This is a genomic window from Caballeronia sp. INML3B, assembly GCF_023631305.1.
In the GTDB taxonomy this organism is placed as follows: domain Bacteria; phylum Pseudomonadota; class Gammaproteobacteria; order Burkholderiales; family Burkholderiaceae; genus Caballeronia; species Caballeronia turbans.
Genome location: NZ_JALQDI010000046.1, coordinates 1 through 18,299, shown reverse-complemented (window position 1 = coordinate 18,299; position 18,299 = coordinate 1). Strand labels below are relative to the sequence as shown.

Genomic DNA, 18,299 nt, shown 5'->3' with positions numbered 1-18,299 from the left:
AGGCTGACGCCATGCCGAAAATTTCCGTAGTCGTGCCGACTTACAACGCGCAAAAATACATCGTCGAGACCTTGCACTCGTTGCTGCGTCAGGACGCGGACTTCGAGCTTCTCGTTCTGGACGACGCCAGCACCGACGCGACACTCGATCTCGTGCGCGGTCTGAACGATTCACGAATCCGCGTATTCGCGCTCGAACACAATCAGGGGCGGCCCGCCAACGCGAATCGGGCGTTCAACCTGTGCCGCGGCGAATACATCGCGCGCATCGATCACGACGACATCGCCGAGCCGGACCGGTTGAGAAAGCAGAGTGTGTTTCTCGATGCGCATCCGGATATCACTGTCGTCGGCACGCAAATCCGGCATTTCGACGAAGACCATTTCACGAGCGACTTTCCGCTCGACGACGCGAACATCAAGGCGCGCTTTACGGTCGGTGGAGCGTACCTGGCCAATCCGAGCACCATGTTCCGGCGTGAGTTCGTGCAGCAGCATGGCATCCGCTACGATCCCAACCTCGACATCGTCGACGATCTCGGCTTCTGGTTCGACTGCATGCTTCATGGCGCGCGTTTCGCGAATCTGCCGGAAGCGCTCACGCTGTATCGCGTGCATAGCGGCATGACGTCGCTCAACCTGGATAGCGCGAAGCTGTATGAAGCGAAGATCCGGCTCTACGCGCGCATGCTCCCGGCGTTCTACCCGCGCATGACAGGACACGACGTCGCCAACATAAACAAGCTGTACGCCCATCCGATCGAGATCGAGATGAGCATGGACGATGTGCTTGCATTGCATCGCTCCGTGGGCGTGGCGCTCTCCGAAATCGATCTGCGTTGGGGTGCGGACCCGGCGCAACTCGAAGGCGGGCTTCTCGGCATGCTCGGTCACAGGATGAACCTGCGCAATCAAAAGCATCCGCGCAGCGAGGAAGATCTGCATCGCTGCAACGTCGCGCTTTGGGAGGGCCTCGAGTCGCGCGGCATTCCGTGGAAGTCGTATCAGGAATAGGCCGCGCGCATTCGCGCCGCGTCACTTCCACGCATACCGCATCCCCACCCACACGCCGCGCGGCGCACCCACGCCGAGGAACTGCTCGTTGACGGTGTCGCCGCCGTTGAACGTATGGTTCGGCCCGTTGAAGAAGTTCTCGCCGAGAATCGCGAAGTTCGCATAGCGCTTGTTCAACAGGTTCTTCACCGTCGCATAGACCTGCAGTTGCTTGGTCACGTTGTAGGTCGTGTCGAGGTCGATCAGGAAATAACCCGCGACGCTGCCGTTCACGTCCTGATTGTTCTCGTCGCCCCGCGCGAAGATGCTGCTGCGATACGTAAGATTCGCGCCGATGTTCCAGCGCGAAATCGGGTTGTAGTCGAGGCGCATCTTCACCGTGTTCGCCGGAATGCCCGGAATGCGGTCGCCCGAATGCACGGTGATGTTGCCGTCGTCGGCGCTCGAATTGCTTGCGCTGCTTTCGCTCCACGTCGAGCGATACGTCGCGTTCACATAGCTATAGCTCGCCGCGACGCCCAGCGGCCCCCATTGCGTGCGGCCCGCGAGTTCGAAGCCTTGCCGCCGCGTCTTGCCGACGTTCTGGAAATACCCGAGCGTGCTCGCCGCGCCCTGACTGCTGACGAACTGGATATCGTCGGTAAGCGTCGTGCTGTAGGCCGCCGCGCTCCACGTCGTATGGTTGCCGATGCGCCCGCGCGCGCCGATTTCGAATGTCTTCGAGATCACGGGCTTCAGATCCGGGTCCGCGATGAAGTCGTTGGGCAGCGAGCAGGGCGCGGCCGGGTCCGCGCACGCGAGCTCGATGGCGGTCGGCGAGCGCATGCCTTCGTTATACGTCGCGTACGCCGTGAAGTAAGGCGTCGGATTCCAGTTGAAGCCGATGGCCGGATTGAAGCGCGAGAACGTGTGATTCCCGTCGAGCAGCGGCTGCACGCCGCTTTCATCGCCGATGGTCGCCTTCGCCCAGTTGTAGCGGCCTGCTAGCGTCATCGACCATTGCTCGTTGAAGGAGAACGTGTTTTCGAAGTAGATGCCCAGATTCGCATTGTGCGTCTTCGCGTCCGTGGTCGGCGCGAAAGGACCGGTGCCGATGGTCGCGCGGTTGTCCTCGAAGACGGCCGGCTGCTCGGCTTGATTGAAATGCGAATTCGCGAAGTCGCCCGCCGCGCCGATGATCAGCTGATTGTCATGGCCGAACAGCCTGTTGAGCAGCGTGAGTTGCAGACTCGCGCCGTAGCTGTCCGTCACGATGACCGACTGATCGTTGAAGGCTTGCGTGAGTTCGTCGGCATCGTCGCCGTTCGGATCGAAATCTTCGTTCACGTTGGAACTCACGTTCTTGTTGCGATAGTGGCGGTAATACACGTTGCCGCTCAACTGCACGTTCGGCGTGATGTAGTGCTCCGCGTTGATCGTCAGATAGCCGACCTGGTTCTCGTTCGTATCGGGGAACGTGTAGGCCTGACGGAAGTTGTCCATGAACGAGCGCGGGATCGTCTGCGAGCCGTTCAGCGTGTTGTCCGCGCCGCCCATCGATACGGAGATCGTCGTATCGGCATCGGTATAGCGGATCTTGCCGAACGCCTGTCGCAACTTGCTCGCGTTGTGATCGGCCCAGCCGTTGTCGTTCGTGATGTTGGCGGTGAAGTAGTAATCCAGATGATCGCCGATCAAGCCGCCTTGCTCGATTTGCGCATACTTGCGCCCGAACGAGCCGAAGCCGACATCCACATTGCCGCCGGGATTGCTGCGGCCGTTCTTGGTGGTTACGGCGACCGCGCCGCCGAGCGTGTTCAGGCCGAAGGTCGGGTTCGAGCCGGGGATGATCTGCATCGTCTGGATCGCGGCCTGCGGAATCAGGTCCCAGTTGACGACATCGCCGAAGGGCTCGTTGATGCGCACGCCGTCCATGAACACCGACAGCCCTTGCGGCGTGCCGAGCAGCGGCGAAGCGGTAAAGCCGCGATAGTTGATGTCGGTCTGCCACGGATTGCCCTGGGCATCGTTGGTATCGACGCTGACGACGTTCTTTTCCAGGTAGTTGGCGATCGTGGGCGTATGCTGCGCCTCGATCTCCGAGCCCTTGATGGTCTGCACGTTCGCGGGCACCTTTTCGAGCGGTGTGCCGACGCCGACGAGCGGCGTGGTGCCGACCACGACGATCGTGGGCAACTCCGTGTCCGGCGGCGTTTGCGCCTGCGCTGCCGAGGCAGCGGGCGGCGCTTCGGCCGCATTGGTCGATGGAGGCGTTTGCGCCCACGCAGCCACGGTGATGCTCGCGAACGCGCCGCCGAAGATGAGCCGCAGCCCTGCTCGGGGTTTGAACGGATGCGCGGGCGCGGGCAGGCGCGGCATGCTCCTCATCGGTCGTCTCCTCTTATCGTTCGATCCACGCGTCGGGATTGTTCTCTCAATGAAAGCGTCGCATAAGAATGAACGGATGGACCGGGAGGTTTTCCCGATCGCGCAGGGAAGCGTTCCCAAATGCGTTCCCGCTACCGCACCGCGCGATGACGCCGTGCGTAGAATGCATTCCGTGATGCCATCCGAATCCTTGCCCTCTCTCGCGAAAGACGCCGACCGTCGCGCGCCGCGCTCGCCGGCATGGCGCGATCTGGCCTGCGTGATCGCGATCACGCTCGTCGCCGCCGCGCTCTTCGCACGCTTTGACTTCAGCGAGTACGCGTTTCGCCTGACGCGCAGCGCCGAGCGCTTCCAGCTCGACGAATTGCCGCCGACGCTCGTCGTGCTCGCGATCGGCTTCGCGTGGTTCGCGTGGCGCCGCTATCGCGAGGCGCAGTCGGAAGTGCGCCGGCGACGCGTGCTGGAAGAAGAGGCCGAGCATCTGCTCGCGGAGAACCGGCGGCTCGCGAGTCAGGCGATCGCGGCACAGGAAACCGAGCGTCGCCATCTCGCGCGCGAATTGCACGACGAGCTCGGCCAGTATCTCAACGCCATGTCGCTCGATGCCGGGCGTATCCGCGACCTGTCGGCGGGGCGCGAGGCGGAGGTGCATCGGCTGTCGCTGTCGCTGATGCACAGCGCGACGCACGTGTATCGCGAGATCGGCGGGATGATTCGCAGGCTGCGTCCCATCGGGCTCGATGAATTCGGTTTGCCGACCGCGCTCGAACATTGCGTCGATGGCTGGCGCGAGCGCTTGCCCGATGCGACATTTACGCTCGCCGTCGAAGGCGACTTCGACAATCTGAGCGATGCGCTCAACATCACGCTGTACCGGCTCGTGCAGGAAGGGCTTACGAACGTGTCGAAGTTCGCGCGGCGCTCACGCGTGGAGATTTATCTGGCGCGCGCGCCGCAGGAAATCGTCGTGACGATGGCCGACGACGGGCCGGGCGTTGATCTCGCGAAGCCGCGCAACGGGCTCGGTCTGATCGGCATGCGCGAGCGTGTCGAAGCGCTCGGCGGGACGCTTCAGATCGCGAGCGAGCCGGGCGGCGGCTTCCTTTTTTGCGCGCGCGTGCCGGCTCAGGCAGGACTGCCGTTGCCGACTTCGGGGCCGAACGACGCAGCGGCGGACGAAGCGAAATCGGCGAAGTGAAGGCCCAGGCGATTCGCGATCTGCGCAAGTTGCACGCCGTTGTCCGCGCCGAACTTTTGGCGGATCACCGATTGATGATTCGCGACCGTCTTCTGACTCAGGCCCAGCTTCTCCGCGATGCTCGGCAGCGTATAACCCTGCACGAGCAGACGCAGCACTTCGAACTCGCGCGCGGATAACTGCCGTCCCGGGGGGCCTTCCTGAATCGTCGCGCGCAAGGCCAGCGCCTGCGAAATATCCGGACTCAGATAGCACGCGCGGCGCGCGACGGATCGCACCGCTTCGACGAGCACGTCAGGGGCGCTCGCCTTCGTGACATAGCCGCGCGCTCCGGCATCGAGCGCGCGCCGCACGAAGATCGCTTCCTCATGCACGCTGAAGATCAGCACATGCGCATGCGGCTCGCGCGCCAGCATGCGCCGCATCGCCTCGATGCCGCTCGCGCCGGGCAGCGCGAGATCCATCACCACGACATCCGGCTGCAACGCGCAAAACTTCTGGTAAGCCTCGGCCGCATCCGCCGCTTCGCCCGCGACGCTCACGTCGGGACTCAGTTCGAGCAGACGCTTGTAGCCTTCACGCACGACGGCGTGATCGTCCACGAGCAGCACGGAGATGTCGGCAATCATGGCTTGTCTTCTCCTTCTTCTGAACCATTATCGCGAGCAAGCGCCGCGATGCGTTTCGAGTTCGCATCGTTGCGAAAGACGATGGGTTGCTCCTGCGGTTCCTGCCTCGCCGATGCCGCGCGCACCACTTCGATCACGCGCTCGTGATGCGGGGACTTGTCGCACACCGGGTCCGCATTCGCGGGGTCCTGCGTCAACAGATACGCCTGACAGCGGCAGCCACCCATGTCGATGGCTTTCTCGTCGCAACTGCGGCACGGCTCCTTCATCCAGCCGAAGCCGCGAAAGCGATTGAACGCATCGCTCTCGTACCAGATGTCCTTGAGCGGCATCTCGGTGACGTTCGGAAACGTGAGGCCCGGCAGCGAGCGCGCGGTGTGGCACGGCAGCGCGGCGCCATCGGGCGCGATGCCGAGAAACACCGAGCCCCAGCCGTTCATGCAGCGCTTGGGCCGGCGTTCGTAGTAATCGGGCACGACGAAAAAGATCTTGCACCTGTCGCCGATCTCCTTGCGATAGCGCTCGACCACGGCCTCCGCTTCGTCGAGTTGCTCTTTCGTCGGCATGAGCTGCGCGCGGTTCGCATGCGCCCAGCCGTAGTACTGCGTGTTCGCGAGCTCGAGATATTCGGCGCCCATCGCGAGCGCCATGTCGATGATGCGTCCGATATGCGGCAGGTTATAACGATGCAGCACGCAGTTGAGCACCATCGGAAAGCCATACGCCTTGATGAGCGTCGCGACGCGCTTCTTGTAGTCGAAGGTCTTCGTGCTGGAGAGAAAGTCGTTGAGTTCCTGCGATGAATCCTGAAACGAAAGCTGGATGTGATCGAGCCCGGCTTCCTGCAGCGCGCTGATGCGCTTCTCCGTCAGGCCAATGCCCGACGTGATGAGATTCGTATAGAAACCCAGCTTGCGTGCTTCACCGACGAGCGTTTCGAGATCGTCGCGCAAGAGCGGCTCGCCGCCGGAGAAGCCGAGTTGCGCCGCGCCCAACGCGCGCGCCTGACGCAATACGTCGATCCATTGAGCGGTATCGAGCTCGCGCGTATGGTCGGCGTAATTCACGGGGTTGTAGCAGAACACGCAATGCAGCGGACAGCGATACGTCAGCTCCGCGAGCAGCCACAGCGGCGGCGCAATCGGCGCGCCTTCGTGCTCGGGTTTCGCGATCGGTTCGGACAAGTCGGTCATGACGCTACTCCAGCCAGCCGCGCGCACGCGCCCCGGCGATGAACGCGCGCACGTCGTCGCCGAGGCCGGACGCGTTGAACGCCTGTTCCAGATCCGCGACGAGCGCGGGGATATCGCGCGTGCCGTCGCAACGCAGAAGAATCTGCGCGGCGCTTTGATTGAGCTTCACCATGCCTTCGGGATAAAGCAGCACATGCGCATCCTGCGCCGGCTCCCATTGCAGTCGAAAGAGGCGTTTTAGCTTCGGATGCAACGAATCGTCGGGCGCTTCGACGGCTTCTTGCTTGCGTTGCGTCGGATTGATGTCGCTCATTGCGGGAAAGCCTTTTCGATCGAATCGAGCATGGTCCAGAGAATGTCGAGCTTGAATTGCAGGATATCGAGCGCGCGTTGCTGCGCCTGACGCGTCGTGAAATGCGCGAGCGTCACTTCGAGACCGTGCTCGACGTCGCGCTGGGCAAGCGACACGCGCGAGCGGAAATACAAAAGCCCTTCCGGCTCGATCCACTTGTAATGCTCGGGCCACGTCGCGAGACGATCCTTGTGAATCTGCGGCGCGAACATCTCGGTGAGCGACGAGCACACCGATTCCTGCCACGGCGCGCGCCGCGCGAAGTTCACGTACGCATCGACGGCGAAGCGCACGCCCGGCGTCACGAGCTTCAGCGACCATAGATCGTCGCGGGACAGGCCCACTGCGTCGCCGAGACGCGCCCATGCCTCGATGCCGCCCGGCTGATCGCCGTAGCCGTCGTGATCGAGAATGCGCAACACCCAGCGTCGGCGCGTTTCGCGATCGGGACAATTCGACATCACCGCCGCATCCTTCAGCGGAATGTTGATCTGGTAGTAGAAGCGGTTCGCGACCCAGCCGCGAATCTGTTCCTTCGAAGAGCCGCCGCTATTCATCGTCACGTTGAATGGATGATGAATGTGATACGCCGTGCCCTTCGCGCGCAACTGCGCTTCGAATTCCTCGCGCGTCCACGCGGGCCCGTCGTCCTTCACCGCGGTGAAGATCGGGCCTGTGGTCGGGTTGAGCATCGGATCGAACATCGGGCGGTCTCCAGTATCCAGTGCGAGTGTCATAGCTCGAAGCTCATGCCGTCGTGCGCGACTTCGATGCCGTGCTCCGACAGAATGCGTCGTTCGGGTCCATCCTCGACGAGGATAGGGTTCGTGTTGTTGATGTGGATCAGCACCTTGCGGACGTCCGCGCGATCGATCGAATCCAGCACTTCGATCATGCCGCCCGCGCCGCTCTGCGCGAGATGGCCCATGTCCCTGCCGGTCTTCTTCGTGAGCTTCAGCGCGATCATTTCGTCGTCGGTCCACACGGTGCCGTCGACGAGCAGCAGGTCCGCTTCGCGCATCGCATCGAGCACGTGCGGTTCCAGTGCGCCGAGACCCGGTGCATAGAACGCGCGCCTGCCTGTGGCCGTATTCGTGAACATGAGGCCGATGTTATCGCCCGTTTCCGGCGCATCGCGATGCGGCGAATAAGGCGGCGCCTTGCTCGACAAAGGCAACGCGTCGATGGCGACGCGCGGCAGTTCGGGTACGGAGAACGATGCGCCATCGAGCGCGATGCGCCTGTGCTCCACACCGCAGTAATGCGACAGAATCGACGTGACCGGAAAGCCCGTCGAGAGGTCTTGCCACACGGCGTCGGTCGTATAAAGCGGCAAGGGCGCGCCGCGCTCGCGCAGCATCAGCAGGCCCGTGACGTGATCGATCTGCGCATCCATCGTGACGACGGCCGCGATGCCGGTATCGCGCACACGGCGCGCGGGCTGCAGTTCGGGATTCGCCGCGATCTGCGCCAGGATATCCGGCGATGCGTTGACGAGCAGCCAGTCCTCGCCGTTATCGGTGACGGCAATGGACGACTGCGTGCGCGCGCGCGCCGCGATCGTCCCGCGCCGCACGCCGTCGCAATTGCGGCAGTTGCAGTTCCATTGCGGAAAGCCGCCGCCCGCCGATGAACCGAGCACGCGTATTTTCAAGGCAACATCCTCCGCAAGAGACCGTCGCGGTCGATCAGTTGATGCTTCATCGCGCCGAGAAAATGCAGGATGACCAGCGCGGCCATGATCCACGCGAGATATCCGTGGATGCCGAAAAAAATCTCCCGAAGGTGCTTGTCGTCCCAGCCCCATTGCGGCAGCGCAATGCCCCAGAGCTTCGTGCCGAACTTGTTGAACGACGAGCCGAGATATCCGGTGAGCGGCATCGCCACCATGCCTGCATATAAAAGAGCCTGCGTAATGCTCGCGGCGGCGCGTTGCCACGTTCGCATCGGCGGCAGAGGCGGCCGGCCATAAGCCAGGCGTACCAGGATGCGGATCAGCACCAGCAGGAAAGCGGTGATTCCAAGCGACTTGTGGAAGTTTATGAGGTCCGACTTGAACGGCAGCCCGCGCGGCAGACCGACCATATAGAAGCCGATGCACAGCATCGCGATGATCGCAATCGCCATGAGCCAGTGCAATGCGATCATCGGGCGCGCGTAACGCTCGCCAGCGGCATCGATGCTGCCGTCGCGCGAGGTCGCGGTTGTCCGCGCGGTGCTCATGCCCTGCCTCCCGTGAAAATGGTTTTCGTTCCGACGATTCAATCTGCATTTTTCTCGCCTGTCTAAGAATTGGCGATCAGCAATTCCCCCCGTCCATCCACGGCGAGGTCGCCGGCGTAGCGTCGCGGCAACACATCGCCGGCCAATGCCGCGAATGACGCAAGCCCGCGTGTGCGCTCGCGCGCGAGCATCCGCGTGAAGAGCAGCCAGAACACGTCGAAGCCGCGCCCGCCCTCGGTGAAAGTCGGCGGAATGCGAGATGGCGCATGTGTCAGTAACACCGTGCCGCGCCGCATGCCGTATCCCAAGTGTGCGCCCACTTCCCCTCCGACGCAGACCGATCCCGCGATCAGCCGCGACGCCGCGAAATCGCCTGCATCGCCCGCGACGAGCACCGTCCCGCGCCGCATGCGGTCCGCGAGGCGCGCGCCCGCGTTGCCGTGAATCGCGAGTGTGCCGCCCGCCATGCCTTCCATGTCGCCGGGCAGCGCGCCCGCCGCGAAATCGCCCGCGTCGCCGTGAATCGACAGACGGCCGCCTTGCATCTCGCACGCGGCGAAAGCACCTGCATCGCCCTCAATGTGCAACTCGCCGCCGGACATCTTCAAGCCCGCGTAATCGCCTGCGTTGCCCTGCACCGTGAGCGTGCCTTCGGTCATGTTCGCGCCGATGCGATCGAGCCAGCACGCGTCGCCTTCGATCGTGAGCGAGGGCTTGTCATCCTGCGTCAGCGCGATATCGAAGAGATCGCCGAGCGCGCACGTTTCGCCGGCGCCTTGCAGGACGACGCGAGGCAAGTCGGCCCGCGAAGCAGCCGCAAGTTCGACAGGCAGTAATTTCGACCCGTCGACGCGAAAGCCCGGCGCATTTTTTACGCGCAACGTGATCGCGTTCATGCGCGGCTCCCGTCGATATCTTTAGACAGCTCGTGCAGCTTGAAGTGATAGGGCCCGAGCTTGCCGCCGTAATTGCCTGCGGAAATGCGCAGGACGCCGCCCGCGCGGCCGATGTTCGTTGCGGCCGCGATGCCGGCTGTCATCGCGGCGCCGACATCGGCGTCGGTGAGGCCGTCGATCACGATTTCGAGCACGCACGCGACGTCCGGCGTCAGCTCGCTTTTCTTCGACAAACCGACGAGCGTCGGACAGAACGCATCATTGGTCGATGCGGCCGCGCCCGCGTATTTCGAGCCGATCTTGGAGCCCGAGCGCACGACGCCGCCCGGAAACGGGGTGATGACGTTCGGCAACCGATGCATCGCGGCGACGGCGGACTCCGCAGCTTGCAAGGCGCTGTCGATATCGCGCGCAAGAAACAGCAGGTTGCCGCCGCCGACCGCCTTCACGGTCGCGGTAAATTCCTCGCAGACGAACTCGCCGTCCATCACCGGCACGCGCCAGTAACGCGTGCCGTCGAGGACTTTCGAGATCTGATGGCCGTCGCCGAAAAAGCGCAGGCCAGCGCCGAGCGGCGCATTGTCGGAGAGCGGTGCGCGCGTGTTGGCGGGATCGATGCCGCCATAGACCGCCGTCGTCGGGCATGTCAGCACGCATTGGCCGACACGCCGCGCGATCTGCTTGGCCAATTCCTTCGACGATATCGCGAAGATCAGGACCGAGATGCCCGGCCTGCCATCGGGCGTTTCATCGCCCGTGAGATCGCGTTCGATGCCCGCCTCGCAGCCGCAATCGATGACGGACGTAGCGAACCCCGTCAGCGAATTGGCCGCATGGCGCGCCCACGTCGGCGTATGCGCGGTGATGACGAGGCGGGTCGCCTTCATCGGGAAGGCTTCGGCAAAGGTGTCGTCGATCTGCGTATCGTTGATGCGCATGCGTCAACTCCCGCTCGCCGCGAAGCACGCGACGGGCAAGAGCCGCCCGCCGTTGCAGCATGCGCAGATTTCGTCGTCGCCGATCGCGATATTTTCGAAGCGTGTCGCGAGATTCTTCTGCGCGAAATCTCGCACGCGCTTTTCGATCGCGCGGTCGTAGTCCGGGCTCACGTAATGAATGCCGCCGGTCGGCGTCGCGAGCAGCGTGCCGTCGCGCGCGATCAGTTCGCCATCCTTGAACACATAAGCGGGCGATGTGAACATGCGCTCGCGATCGGCGTCGTCGCGATATACGGCGATATCCGCCGCCGCGCCTGCGCCGAGATGACCGCGATCTTTCAAACCGAGCAGTTTCGCGGGACCGGCGCGCGTAATGATCGCGATCTCGTAGAGCGAGAATTCGCGCGTGATTTCGGCGAGCGCGGTCGTGGTCTTCGCATCGGCGTGCAGCGTGTCGAGTTGCGCGTCGCGAAAGGACTTGTCCATCAGCAAGCGGATCAGATGCGGATAGCTTGTGAAGGGCGCGCCGTTCGGATGATCGGTGGTCATCGATACGCGCCACGGATCGTCGACGAGCAGAAAGATTTCCAGCCCGATGATCCATTGCAGCGCGTTCACAAAGCTCTCTTCGCGATACTTGAACGGCACGACGCCGCAGCCCGCATCGCATTCGATATCGCCGAGGACCCATTTTCGCGGCCGGGCCATCGGTGCGTTCTTGAACTGCATCATCGTGTCGCCTGATGCCGTGACCGTCTGACCGAAGATGATCTGGCCGACATCGATCGTCACATTGGGCCGCGCGTTCACCGCTTCGGCGATCGCCCGCGCGCCCGACGAGAACTTGCGCGGGCCTTCGGTGCCATAGCTATGGAACTGGATATGCGTCAGATGAATGGGCAGGCCTTCGGCGGTATCCATCGTTCGGATCGTCGATTCGATATTGCCCGGCACGCCGAGATTGCTTGCATGCACATGCAGCGGATGCGGCACGCGCAGATCGGTCAGCGCGCGTGTGAGCGTCTTCAATACATCGCGCGGCGTGATGCCGTAGTGCACGTGTTTTTCATCGACATCGAGCGAACGCTGATTGAATTTGAACGCCGAAATGCCGCCGGGATTCACGACCTTCACGCCGAGCGCCTTGCTCGAATTGATCGTCCAGCCGACGTAATCGCGCAGGCGCTCGAAATCTTCGTTGGCGGCGAGCATCTGAAGGAAGAGCTCGTCATTGCCCATCATCACGTAGGCGCCGTGATCGATGATCGGCGTGTCGCCCATTTCCAGATGCGCATGCCGCGCGTTCGAGGCGATCATCGCCGGTTCGAACGCGGCCGTATAGCCCATTTCCGCATAGCGATAACCTGCGGCGAGCGTGCCCGGCGCGCACACACCGCATGAAGGCAGGCGCATGTAGCGGCCTTCGTTCGGGCGATCGGGCACGGCGCGCGGATCGTCGCGATGATCTTCCGGCAGCAACAGGCGCGACAGATTAGTCTTGCCGCCGCCGATATGCGAATGCAGGTCGATGCCGCCCGCCATCACGATCATGCCGTTGGCATCGAAATCACGTTCGATGCTTTCTGCTTGCGCATGATCGACGATGCGTCCGTCGCGGATATAGATGTCGCGCTTCTCGCCATTCACGCCGTTCGCCGGATCGTAGAGCGTGCCGCCCTTGAGACGCGCGAGGCTCATGATGGCCTCCGTGCCTGCGCGAGTTGCGAAGCGATCGAAGCGACCGTCGGCAAGACGACACTGCGCGCGGCGGCGAGCGGCGCGACCACGGACGTATCGACGCGAAACAGATGTCCGCCGCTGTCGATGCCGGGCGTCGCGACCGGAATGAACACGGTCGGGCCTTTGCGCGCGGGCGTTTGCGTCGATGGATGGCCGAGGATGATCGCGGGCACGTCGTCGGCGAGGGAGGCGGGCAGCGGCTCGGGCGCGAAGCTCGAGACCCAGAGCAGCGCATCGATTTCACCGCGGCGCAGGAGCGTTTCAGTGCGATAGCGATGCGTATCGTGATCCAGCGGCATGCCGTATGCGACGCGCGTGCGCAGCGGAAAGCCCGAGAGCCATGTGATCGCCTGATTGACGGAGGCGGCGCCGTCGTCGCCGGTCAGCGCGAGCGCGCCGGCGCGCGCGGTGCGGTTGATTGCTTTCACGATGCGTTGCAGCGCTTCGATTGCAAGCGCCGCATGAGGGCCGGCGAATGCCGATGGCTCGTAGACGAAGGCCGTATAGTGCGCCGTCTTGATGCGCTCGGTCAGCGCGACGAGATCGGGTGTCGGAATCGGGCGGCCGCCTTCGACATGCGCGGACCACAGCGCGAGCGTATCGAAGGGATCGGTGTCGCGCAGAATCGCTTCGGCGCGTGCATGCGCTGCTTCATCGATGTCGCATCCGACGAATACGATGTTCACGTCGCGTCCTTCGCCGATGGCGCGTTCGTAGAAGCGCGGATAGCGTTGCGAGGGCCTGCATGCGAACACGATGACGAGATCGGCGCGTGAGCGCACTTCCGATAGCGTCGTGAAGAAGGAACCGCGGTCTTGCAGGGCGCGGTTGCTATCCGCGAGCGTATCGCCGTGCAGATGATCGAGGATCGCGCCGCACTGCGCGCAGAGTTCATAGAGCGCGCGTGCGCCGGCCACGTCGGTCGCGAGTCCGCCGAAGAGCGGCCGACGTGCGCTCGATAGGATCGCCGCGGCCTGCGAGAGCGCCGACGCGAGATCGGTGGGTTGCCCGTCGATCGCGGGGTGGCGGTTTGCGTCCTGCGGACCGAAGTGGGCAAGCGACGCCTCGAGCCTGGTGCAGGCGGTGTGCGGCGCTGCGAGCCGCTGGTCGCCGGTTGGTGCGAGCGTGATGTCGTCGCATAGCAATGGGCAGAATGGACAGGTCCAAAGGTTTGCGCCTGCGGCCTGGGCGTTCGATGTTGTGGGGGAATCGGGCATGGTCGTGCTTTGGAGCAAGGTTTATGCCGGTTTTCTTTTTGCTTTTTGCGGTTTTTTTCGCTGGATCCCGTATTCTTTTTGGTTTATTAGCGTTGCCCCTATGCGGGGCGGCAGTCACTTTCTTTGCTGCTGCAAAGAAAGTAACCAAAGAAAGCAGCTCGAGACGCCCGCGGTCACACGCAGATTGGCCACGCGTGCCAGGCGATCGTGGGCTGCCTAAGTGTCGCCCTCATAGGACTAACCCGGCTTGGATCGCGCACGGTCTGTCGCCTCGCACCGCTTGACTCACTGGCTCAGCGCCAAATGGCTCCGGCCCGCTTCGCGGCCGATGGGTCAATCGGGTCTGCTCGTGCTTCCTTACTAGCGCCTCGATCTCACTGCATTGGTTATCCGTTGGTTTCCCTTGTTGACCCGGCGGCAGCGCGTAGCGCTGTGCCGGAGCTATTTGGTGCTGAACCAGCTTCTTTTGAGTACTAGCTAGTCAGACCGTGCGCGATCCAAGCCCGGCGGGTCCTTTGAGGGCGACACTTAGGCAGCCCACGGTCACATGGCAAGCATGGCTAAACTGCGTGTGACCGCGGGCGTCTCGAGCTGCTTTCTTTGGTTACTTTCTTTGCAGCAGCAAAGAAAGTGACTGCCGCCCCGCATAGGGGCAGTGCTAATAGACCAACACGAATACGGGATCCAGCGAAAGCAAAAAAACAAGAGAAACAAAAACCTGCTCCGCAATGCAACACACTGTCACCCATGCACCACGTGATGCAACAGCTTCTTGCCAAAGGATTACAGCCCCACCAAAGCCGCCAAGCCCTTGGCATAGATATTGAGTTCATCGCCCGAAAGCCCTGCGATGCACATCGCACCGCGCCACGGTGCCATCGTGAATCGCGGAAGCGACGAGCCACGCATGGGCGCCGCTGCCAGAAGCAAGAGCGAGGTCATCGACGTGACGGATGCCGCCCGCGCCGATCACTTCCCGCGCGCCGGCGAGCGCACGCACGGAAGCGAAAGTGTCGAGATCAGGCCCGGCATGCGCGCCAACGTGATCGAGCGTCATCACGATCACCCGCGACGGCCAGAAAGCACTTTCGGCATGCACGGAACCGAGCGCGCGCCCGCCGCGATAGTCGAGCGAGAGGATCGGCTCCAGGCCGCACGCCGAGGCCTCAGCGATCGCGCCGATGTCGAGCAGCGTCTCGGTGCCGAACACGGGCACGATCGCGGCGGGCGTCGAAGACCGCGTCAGCCCCGCGATGCGTTCGACGAGCGCACGCATCGGCGCGAATGCGGTGAAGCCCGCATCGAGCCAGATGCGCACGCCGTCGCCGAGGGCGTCGCATATGGCGGCGAGCGCACGGTCGTGCGCGCCGCGCTGCAGGATCGCGCCCAGATCGGCGACGTACACGGTGCGCGCGTCGGTGGCGGCGACGAGCGCCCGGGCGATCGCGACAGGATCGCTCGTGGCGCACAACGAGGACTGGATCGGCCGGTAACGCGAACGCTCGCCGCGCACCGCGCGTACCGCGTGGCCGTCGAGCAGATCGAGAACGGGTATCACCTGCATGGATGGCTTTCCTTTGACCAAGATCTTTGTATTCGAGTATCTCACCGGCGGCGGCATCGATCCGGACGCGGCAGGCGCAGGCAGCCTCGCCGACCTCTCCGCGCTGATCGTCGAGGGCCGCGTGATGCGCGACGCCATCGCCGCCGATCTGCGTGCACTTCCGGGCATCGAGGTGACCGTCGCCAGCTCGCGCTTCGAGCAGATCGACGACGCGCAAGGTTACGTGCGCGCCCAGCCCGGCGAGCCGGTCATTCGCTTCGTCGCCCGCGTGGCGCGCGAGCACGACTATGCCTGCATCGTCGCGCCCGAGTGCGACGGGCTGCTGCTCAAACTCTACGACGCCGTCGGCCAGGCGCGCTGGCTCGGCTGCGCGAAGGAAGCGATCCGCGCGGCATCGAGCAAGAGCGCAACCGCCGCGTGCCTCGCCGCGCGCAGCATCCACGCGACGCCCGCGCTCGAACCGGAGAACGCAGCCGCCGCAATCGGGCGACGCTGGGTCGTCAAACCCGACGACGGCGCGGGCGGCCTCGACACCTACGTCTATGACGATCTCGCCGCCGCGCGCGCCGAATACGAAGCGCGCGCGGAAGCGGGGCGCAATCCCGTATTGCAGGAATGGGTCGACGGCGAGCCGCTGAGCCTTTCGCTGATTTGCCGCGAACGGCTGTCGCGGCTCGTGAGCATCAATCGTCAGCGCATCGGTTTGTCGGATGCGGCGGGATCGGGACGCCGCGCGCGCATCGTGCAGTTCGATGGCGTCGATGTCGATCGCATCGACCGGCATGGTCCGCAAGGGCGCGCGCTCGAGCGGCTCGCGCTGCGGGTCGCCGAAGCGCTTCCGGGTTTGCGCGGTTTCGCAGGCATCGACGTCGTCTGGCATCCGGAGCGCGGGCCGGTCGTGATTGAAGTGAATCCGCGTCTCACGGTCGCGTATGCGGAATTGAGCCGGCGCGGCGGCAGGAATCTCGCGGCGGAACTGCTCGCGGCGCATCGCGTGCCCGGTTTCGATGGCGATGCCGGATTGCTGCGCGCGTGCGGCGGAGCGGCGTCATGACGGCGTCGACATCAGCGGATGCGCCGGTGTTCGGCTGGGACGTGGGCGGCGCGCACGTCAAGGTGTCGATGGCGACGCGCGCGGGCGTGCTCGCCGATGTCGCGCAATGGGCATGTCCGCTCTGGCAGGGCATCGCGCATCTGGAACGCGTGATCGACGCCATGTTCGAGCGCTGGCCCGCCGCCGCCGATGCCGCCGCGCGTCACGCCGTCACGATGACGGGCGAAATGGTCGATCTCTTCGCCGACCGCGCCGAAGGCGTGCGCACATTGACGCGCACGCTCGCGCAGCGGCTCGGGCCGCGCACGATGTTTTTCGCCGGCGACGCCGGCTGGCTCGCGCGTTCGGCATGCGCCGACGGCTGGCGCAAGGTCGCATCGGCGAACTGGCTCGCGACCGCGCGATGGGTCGCGACGTGCATCCCGGATGCGGTGCTGATCGATATCGGCAGCACGACGACGGACATCATCCCGATCGTCGGCGGCCGTGTCTTGGCGCGCGGCGCGAACGACGCCGAGCGGCTCGTCAGCGGCGAGCTGGTTTATCAGGGCATCGTGCGTACGCCGTTGTGCGGGGTCGCGCATCGCATCGCGTTTCGCGGCGAAACGACCGGCGTGATGAACGAATGGTTCGCGACGACCGCGGATGTCTATCGTCTGACGGGCGAGTTGTGGCCCGAGCACGACCAGCATCCGAGCGCCGACAACGGACCGAAGACGGAAGCCGCGAGCCGCGCGCGTATCGCGCGGATGATCGGCCGCGACGCCGCCGATGCGAGCGATTCCGAATGGCGGCGTTTCGCGCAGAACTGGCGGCACGAACAGTTGCGCGCGCTCGAAACGAATCTCGCGCGCGTGATCGCGCGGGATGCGGCGCTGGCCGCTGCACCGATCGTCGGCGCGGGCTGCGGGCGCTTTCTGGCGGCGGCGCTGGCGCGGCAGGAGGCGCGCAGTTATATCGATTTCGCGCGGCTCGCGGGCGTCGCGGACGACGACGCGACGCGTGCCGAATGGGTATCGACGTGCGCGCCGAGCGTGGCGGTCGCGCTTTTGGCGTCGATGGCGGCGAAGGGCGCGGCAGGCAACGAAGCCCGTTCCCACGCCGATGCGGCGCCGCGCGCGGCGTAAGAGCGTGCGGAATATAGCGGAGTAAGGATGGGGTATCGGAGCGGGTGCGTGGCCCGGCGGCATCATCGAACGAGGACAGGAATATGTGGGTGGTGAAGATCGGGGGTAGCCTGAGCCACGATCCGGCGCTGCGCGAGTGGCTGACGCGGCTCTGGGAAGTGGGCGGCGGGCGTGTCGTGATCGTGCCGGGCGGCGGCGATTTTGCGGACGCGGTGCGGCAGTATCAGCACGAATGGCATTTCGACGATCTCGCGGCTCACAACATGTGCCTGCTCGCGATGGCGCAATACGCGATTCTGATGCAGGGCGTGGTGCCGGAGCTCGTGCTCGCGTCGAACGAGCATCGGATTCGCGGGGCATTGCGCGATGGGCGCGTCGCGGTGTGGGTGCCGACGGATCTGATGCGGGCGACGCCCGATTCGATGACGAACTGGGATACCACTTCCGATAGCCTTGCCGCGTGGCTTTCTTCCTTGCTCAATGCGGAGCGGTTGATGATCGTGAAGTCTTGCGATGTCGATGCAAGTGCCCCGTTGGAGGCGCTGGCCGCGCGAGGCATTTTGGACCGGCGGTTTCCCGCTTATGTGCGGGATGCCAATTATATTGTTGAGATTTTTAGTAAAGGAGATGCTGATGTTATGCGGGATCGGTTGTTGAATGTTGCGGTTTGAGGTTGCGGTTTTTTCGCTGGATCCCATTTTGTTATTGGTCTATTAGCGTTGCCCCTATGCGGGGCGGCAGTCACTTTCTTTGCTGCTGCAAAGAAAGTAACCAAAGAAAGCAGCTCG

Annotated in this window: 17 protein-coding genes; 5 read left to right on the top strand and 12 right to left on the bottom strand. The window is 63.9% G+C overall.

Annotation, left to right across the window (positions count from 1 at the left end):
- Nucleotides 1–11: 11 nt before the first annotated feature.
- Nucleotides 12–1,013 carry a glycosyltransferase gene (locus tag NCS58_RS20765; protein WP_061119964.1) on the top strand — a complete coding sequence of 334 codons (1,002 nt, stop codon included), beginning with the start codon at nt 12–14 and terminating at the stop codon, nt 1,011–1,013.
- A 21-nt stretch (nt 1,014–1,034) separates the two neighbouring features.
- Here the strand turns inward: NCS58_RS20765 and NCS58_RS20760 are convergent, their stop codons facing one another.
- Nucleotides 1,035–3,380 (bottom strand): TonB-dependent receptor, encoded by a 2,346-nt coding sequence (locus NCS58_RS20760; RefSeq protein WP_061119963.1) that lies wholly within the window; start codon nt 3,378–3,380, stop codon nt 1,035–1,037.
- Nucleotides 3,381–3,555: 175 nt separating this feature from the next.
- Here NCS58_RS20760 and NCS58_RS20755 point away from each other — a divergent pair, with 175 nt between their 5' ends.
- Entirely contained in the window at nt 3,556–4,578 is a 1,023-nt protein-coding gene (locus NCS58_RS20755) for an ATP-binding protein (RefSeq protein WP_061120042.1), read from the top strand.
- Here NCS58_RS20755 and NCS58_RS20750 read toward each other — a convergent pair.
- From NCS58_RS20750 to NCS58_RS20700, 11 genes are all read right to left on the bottom strand, one after another.
- Nucleotides 4,506–5,207: a response regulator transcription factor gene (locus NCS58_RS20750; protein WP_061119962.1), complete on the bottom strand. Its 702-nt coding sequence runs from the start codon at nt 5,205–5,207 to the stop codon at nt 4,506–4,508. The two genes, NCS58_RS20755 and NCS58_RS20750, sit on opposite strands and share 73 nt — an antisense overlap.
- A complete protein-coding gene (pqqE, locus tag NCS58_RS20745) occupies nt 5,204–6,400 on the bottom strand; it encodes a pyrroloquinoline quinone biosynthesis protein PqqE (RefSeq protein ID WP_061119961.1) in 1,197 nt (398 codons plus the stop codon). Before pqqE ends, NCS58_RS20750 begins: the two co-directional genes overlap by 4 nt.
- A gap of 4 nt (nt 6,401–6,404) precedes the next feature.
- The gene (gene pqqD, locus NCS58_RS20740; RefSeq protein ID WP_250477517.1) at nt 6,405–6,713 is read right to left on the bottom strand and encodes a pyrroloquinoline quinone biosynthesis peptide chaperone PqqD; all 309 of its coding nucleotides are present in this window, start codon (nt 6,711–6,713) and stop codon (nt 6,405–6,407) included.
- Nucleotides 6,710–7,456 carry a pyrroloquinoline-quinone synthase PqqC gene (gene pqqC, locus NCS58_RS20735; RefSeq protein ID WP_061120040.1) on the bottom strand — a complete coding sequence of 249 codons (747 nt, stop codon included), beginning with the start codon at nt 7,454–7,456 and terminating at the stop codon, nt 6,710–6,712. The genes pqqD and pqqC overlap by 4 nt, the downstream gene beginning before the upstream one ends.
- Before the next feature lie 29 nt (nt 7,457–7,485).
- Nucleotides 7,486–8,406 (bottom strand): pyrroloquinoline quinone biosynthesis protein PqqB, encoded by a 921-nt coding sequence (gene pqqB / locus NCS58_RS20730; protein ID WP_061119960.1) that lies wholly within the window; start codon nt 8,404–8,406, stop codon nt 7,486–7,488.
- Nucleotides 8,403–8,975: a cytochrome b gene (locus NCS58_RS20725; protein WP_061119959.1), complete on the bottom strand. Its 573-nt coding sequence runs from the start codon at nt 8,973–8,975 to the stop codon at nt 8,403–8,405. Before NCS58_RS20725 ends, pqqB begins: the two co-directional genes overlap by 4 nt.
- A gap of 62 nt (nt 8,976–9,037) precedes the next feature.
- Nucleotides 9,038–9,871, bottom strand: coding sequence for a formylmethanofuran dehydrogenase subunit C (locus NCS58_RS20720; RefSeq protein WP_061119958.1), 834 nt, complete (start codon nt 9,869–9,871; stop codon nt 9,038–9,040).
- Nucleotides 9,868–10,809: a formylmethanofuran--tetrahydromethanopterin N-formyltransferase gene (fhcD, locus tag NCS58_RS20715; RefSeq protein WP_061119957.1), complete on the bottom strand. Its 942-nt coding sequence runs from the start codon at nt 10,807–10,809 to the stop codon at nt 9,868–9,870. The genes NCS58_RS20720 and fhcD overlap by 4 nt, the downstream gene beginning before the upstream one ends.
- A 3-nt stretch (nt 10,810–10,812) precedes the next feature.
- On the bottom strand, nt 10,813–12,507 hold the full coding sequence (locus tag NCS58_RS20710; protein WP_061119956.1) for a formylmethanofuran dehydrogenase subunit A: 1,695 nt from the start codon (nt 12,505–12,507) through the stop codon (nt 10,813–10,815).
- Nucleotides 12,504–13,766 (bottom strand): hypothetical protein, encoded by a 1,263-nt coding sequence (locus tag NCS58_RS20705; protein WP_061119955.1) that lies wholly within the window; start codon nt 13,764–13,766, stop codon nt 12,504–12,506. Before NCS58_RS20705 ends, NCS58_RS20710 begins: the two co-directional genes overlap by 4 nt.
- 829 nt (nt 13,767–14,595) lie before the next feature.
- Complete coding sequence (locus NCS58_RS20700) at nt 14,596–15,330, bottom strand: HisA/HisF-related TIM barrel protein (RefSeq protein ID WP_061119954.1); 735 nt, start codon at nt 15,328–15,330, stop codon at nt 14,596–14,598.
- A gap of 13 nt (nt 15,331–15,343) precedes the next feature.
- Between NCS58_RS20700 and NCS58_RS20695 the strand changes: the two genes are divergently transcribed.
- The 3 genes from NCS58_RS20695 to NCS58_RS20685 all read left to right on the top strand — a co-directional run bounded on the left by NCS58_RS20695 (nt 15,344) and on the right by NCS58_RS20685 (nt 18,182).
- Nucleotides 15,344–16,384, top strand: coding sequence for an ATP-grasp domain-containing protein (locus tag NCS58_RS20695; RefSeq protein WP_061120038.1), 1,041 nt, complete (start codon nt 15,344–15,346; stop codon nt 16,382–16,384).
- Entirely contained in the window at nt 16,381–17,511 is a 1,131-nt protein-coding gene (locus NCS58_RS20690) for a hydantoinase/oxoprolinase family protein (protein WP_061120039.1), read from the top strand. Before NCS58_RS20695 ends, NCS58_RS20690 begins: the two co-directional genes overlap by 4 nt.
- An 83-nt stretch (nt 17,512–17,594) precedes the next feature.
- Nucleotides 17,595–18,182 (top strand): aspartate kinase, encoded by a 588-nt coding sequence (locus NCS58_RS20685; protein WP_061119953.1) that lies wholly within the window; start codon nt 17,595–17,597, stop codon nt 18,180–18,182.
- The last annotated feature ends 117 nt before the right edge of the window (nt 18,183–18,299 follow it).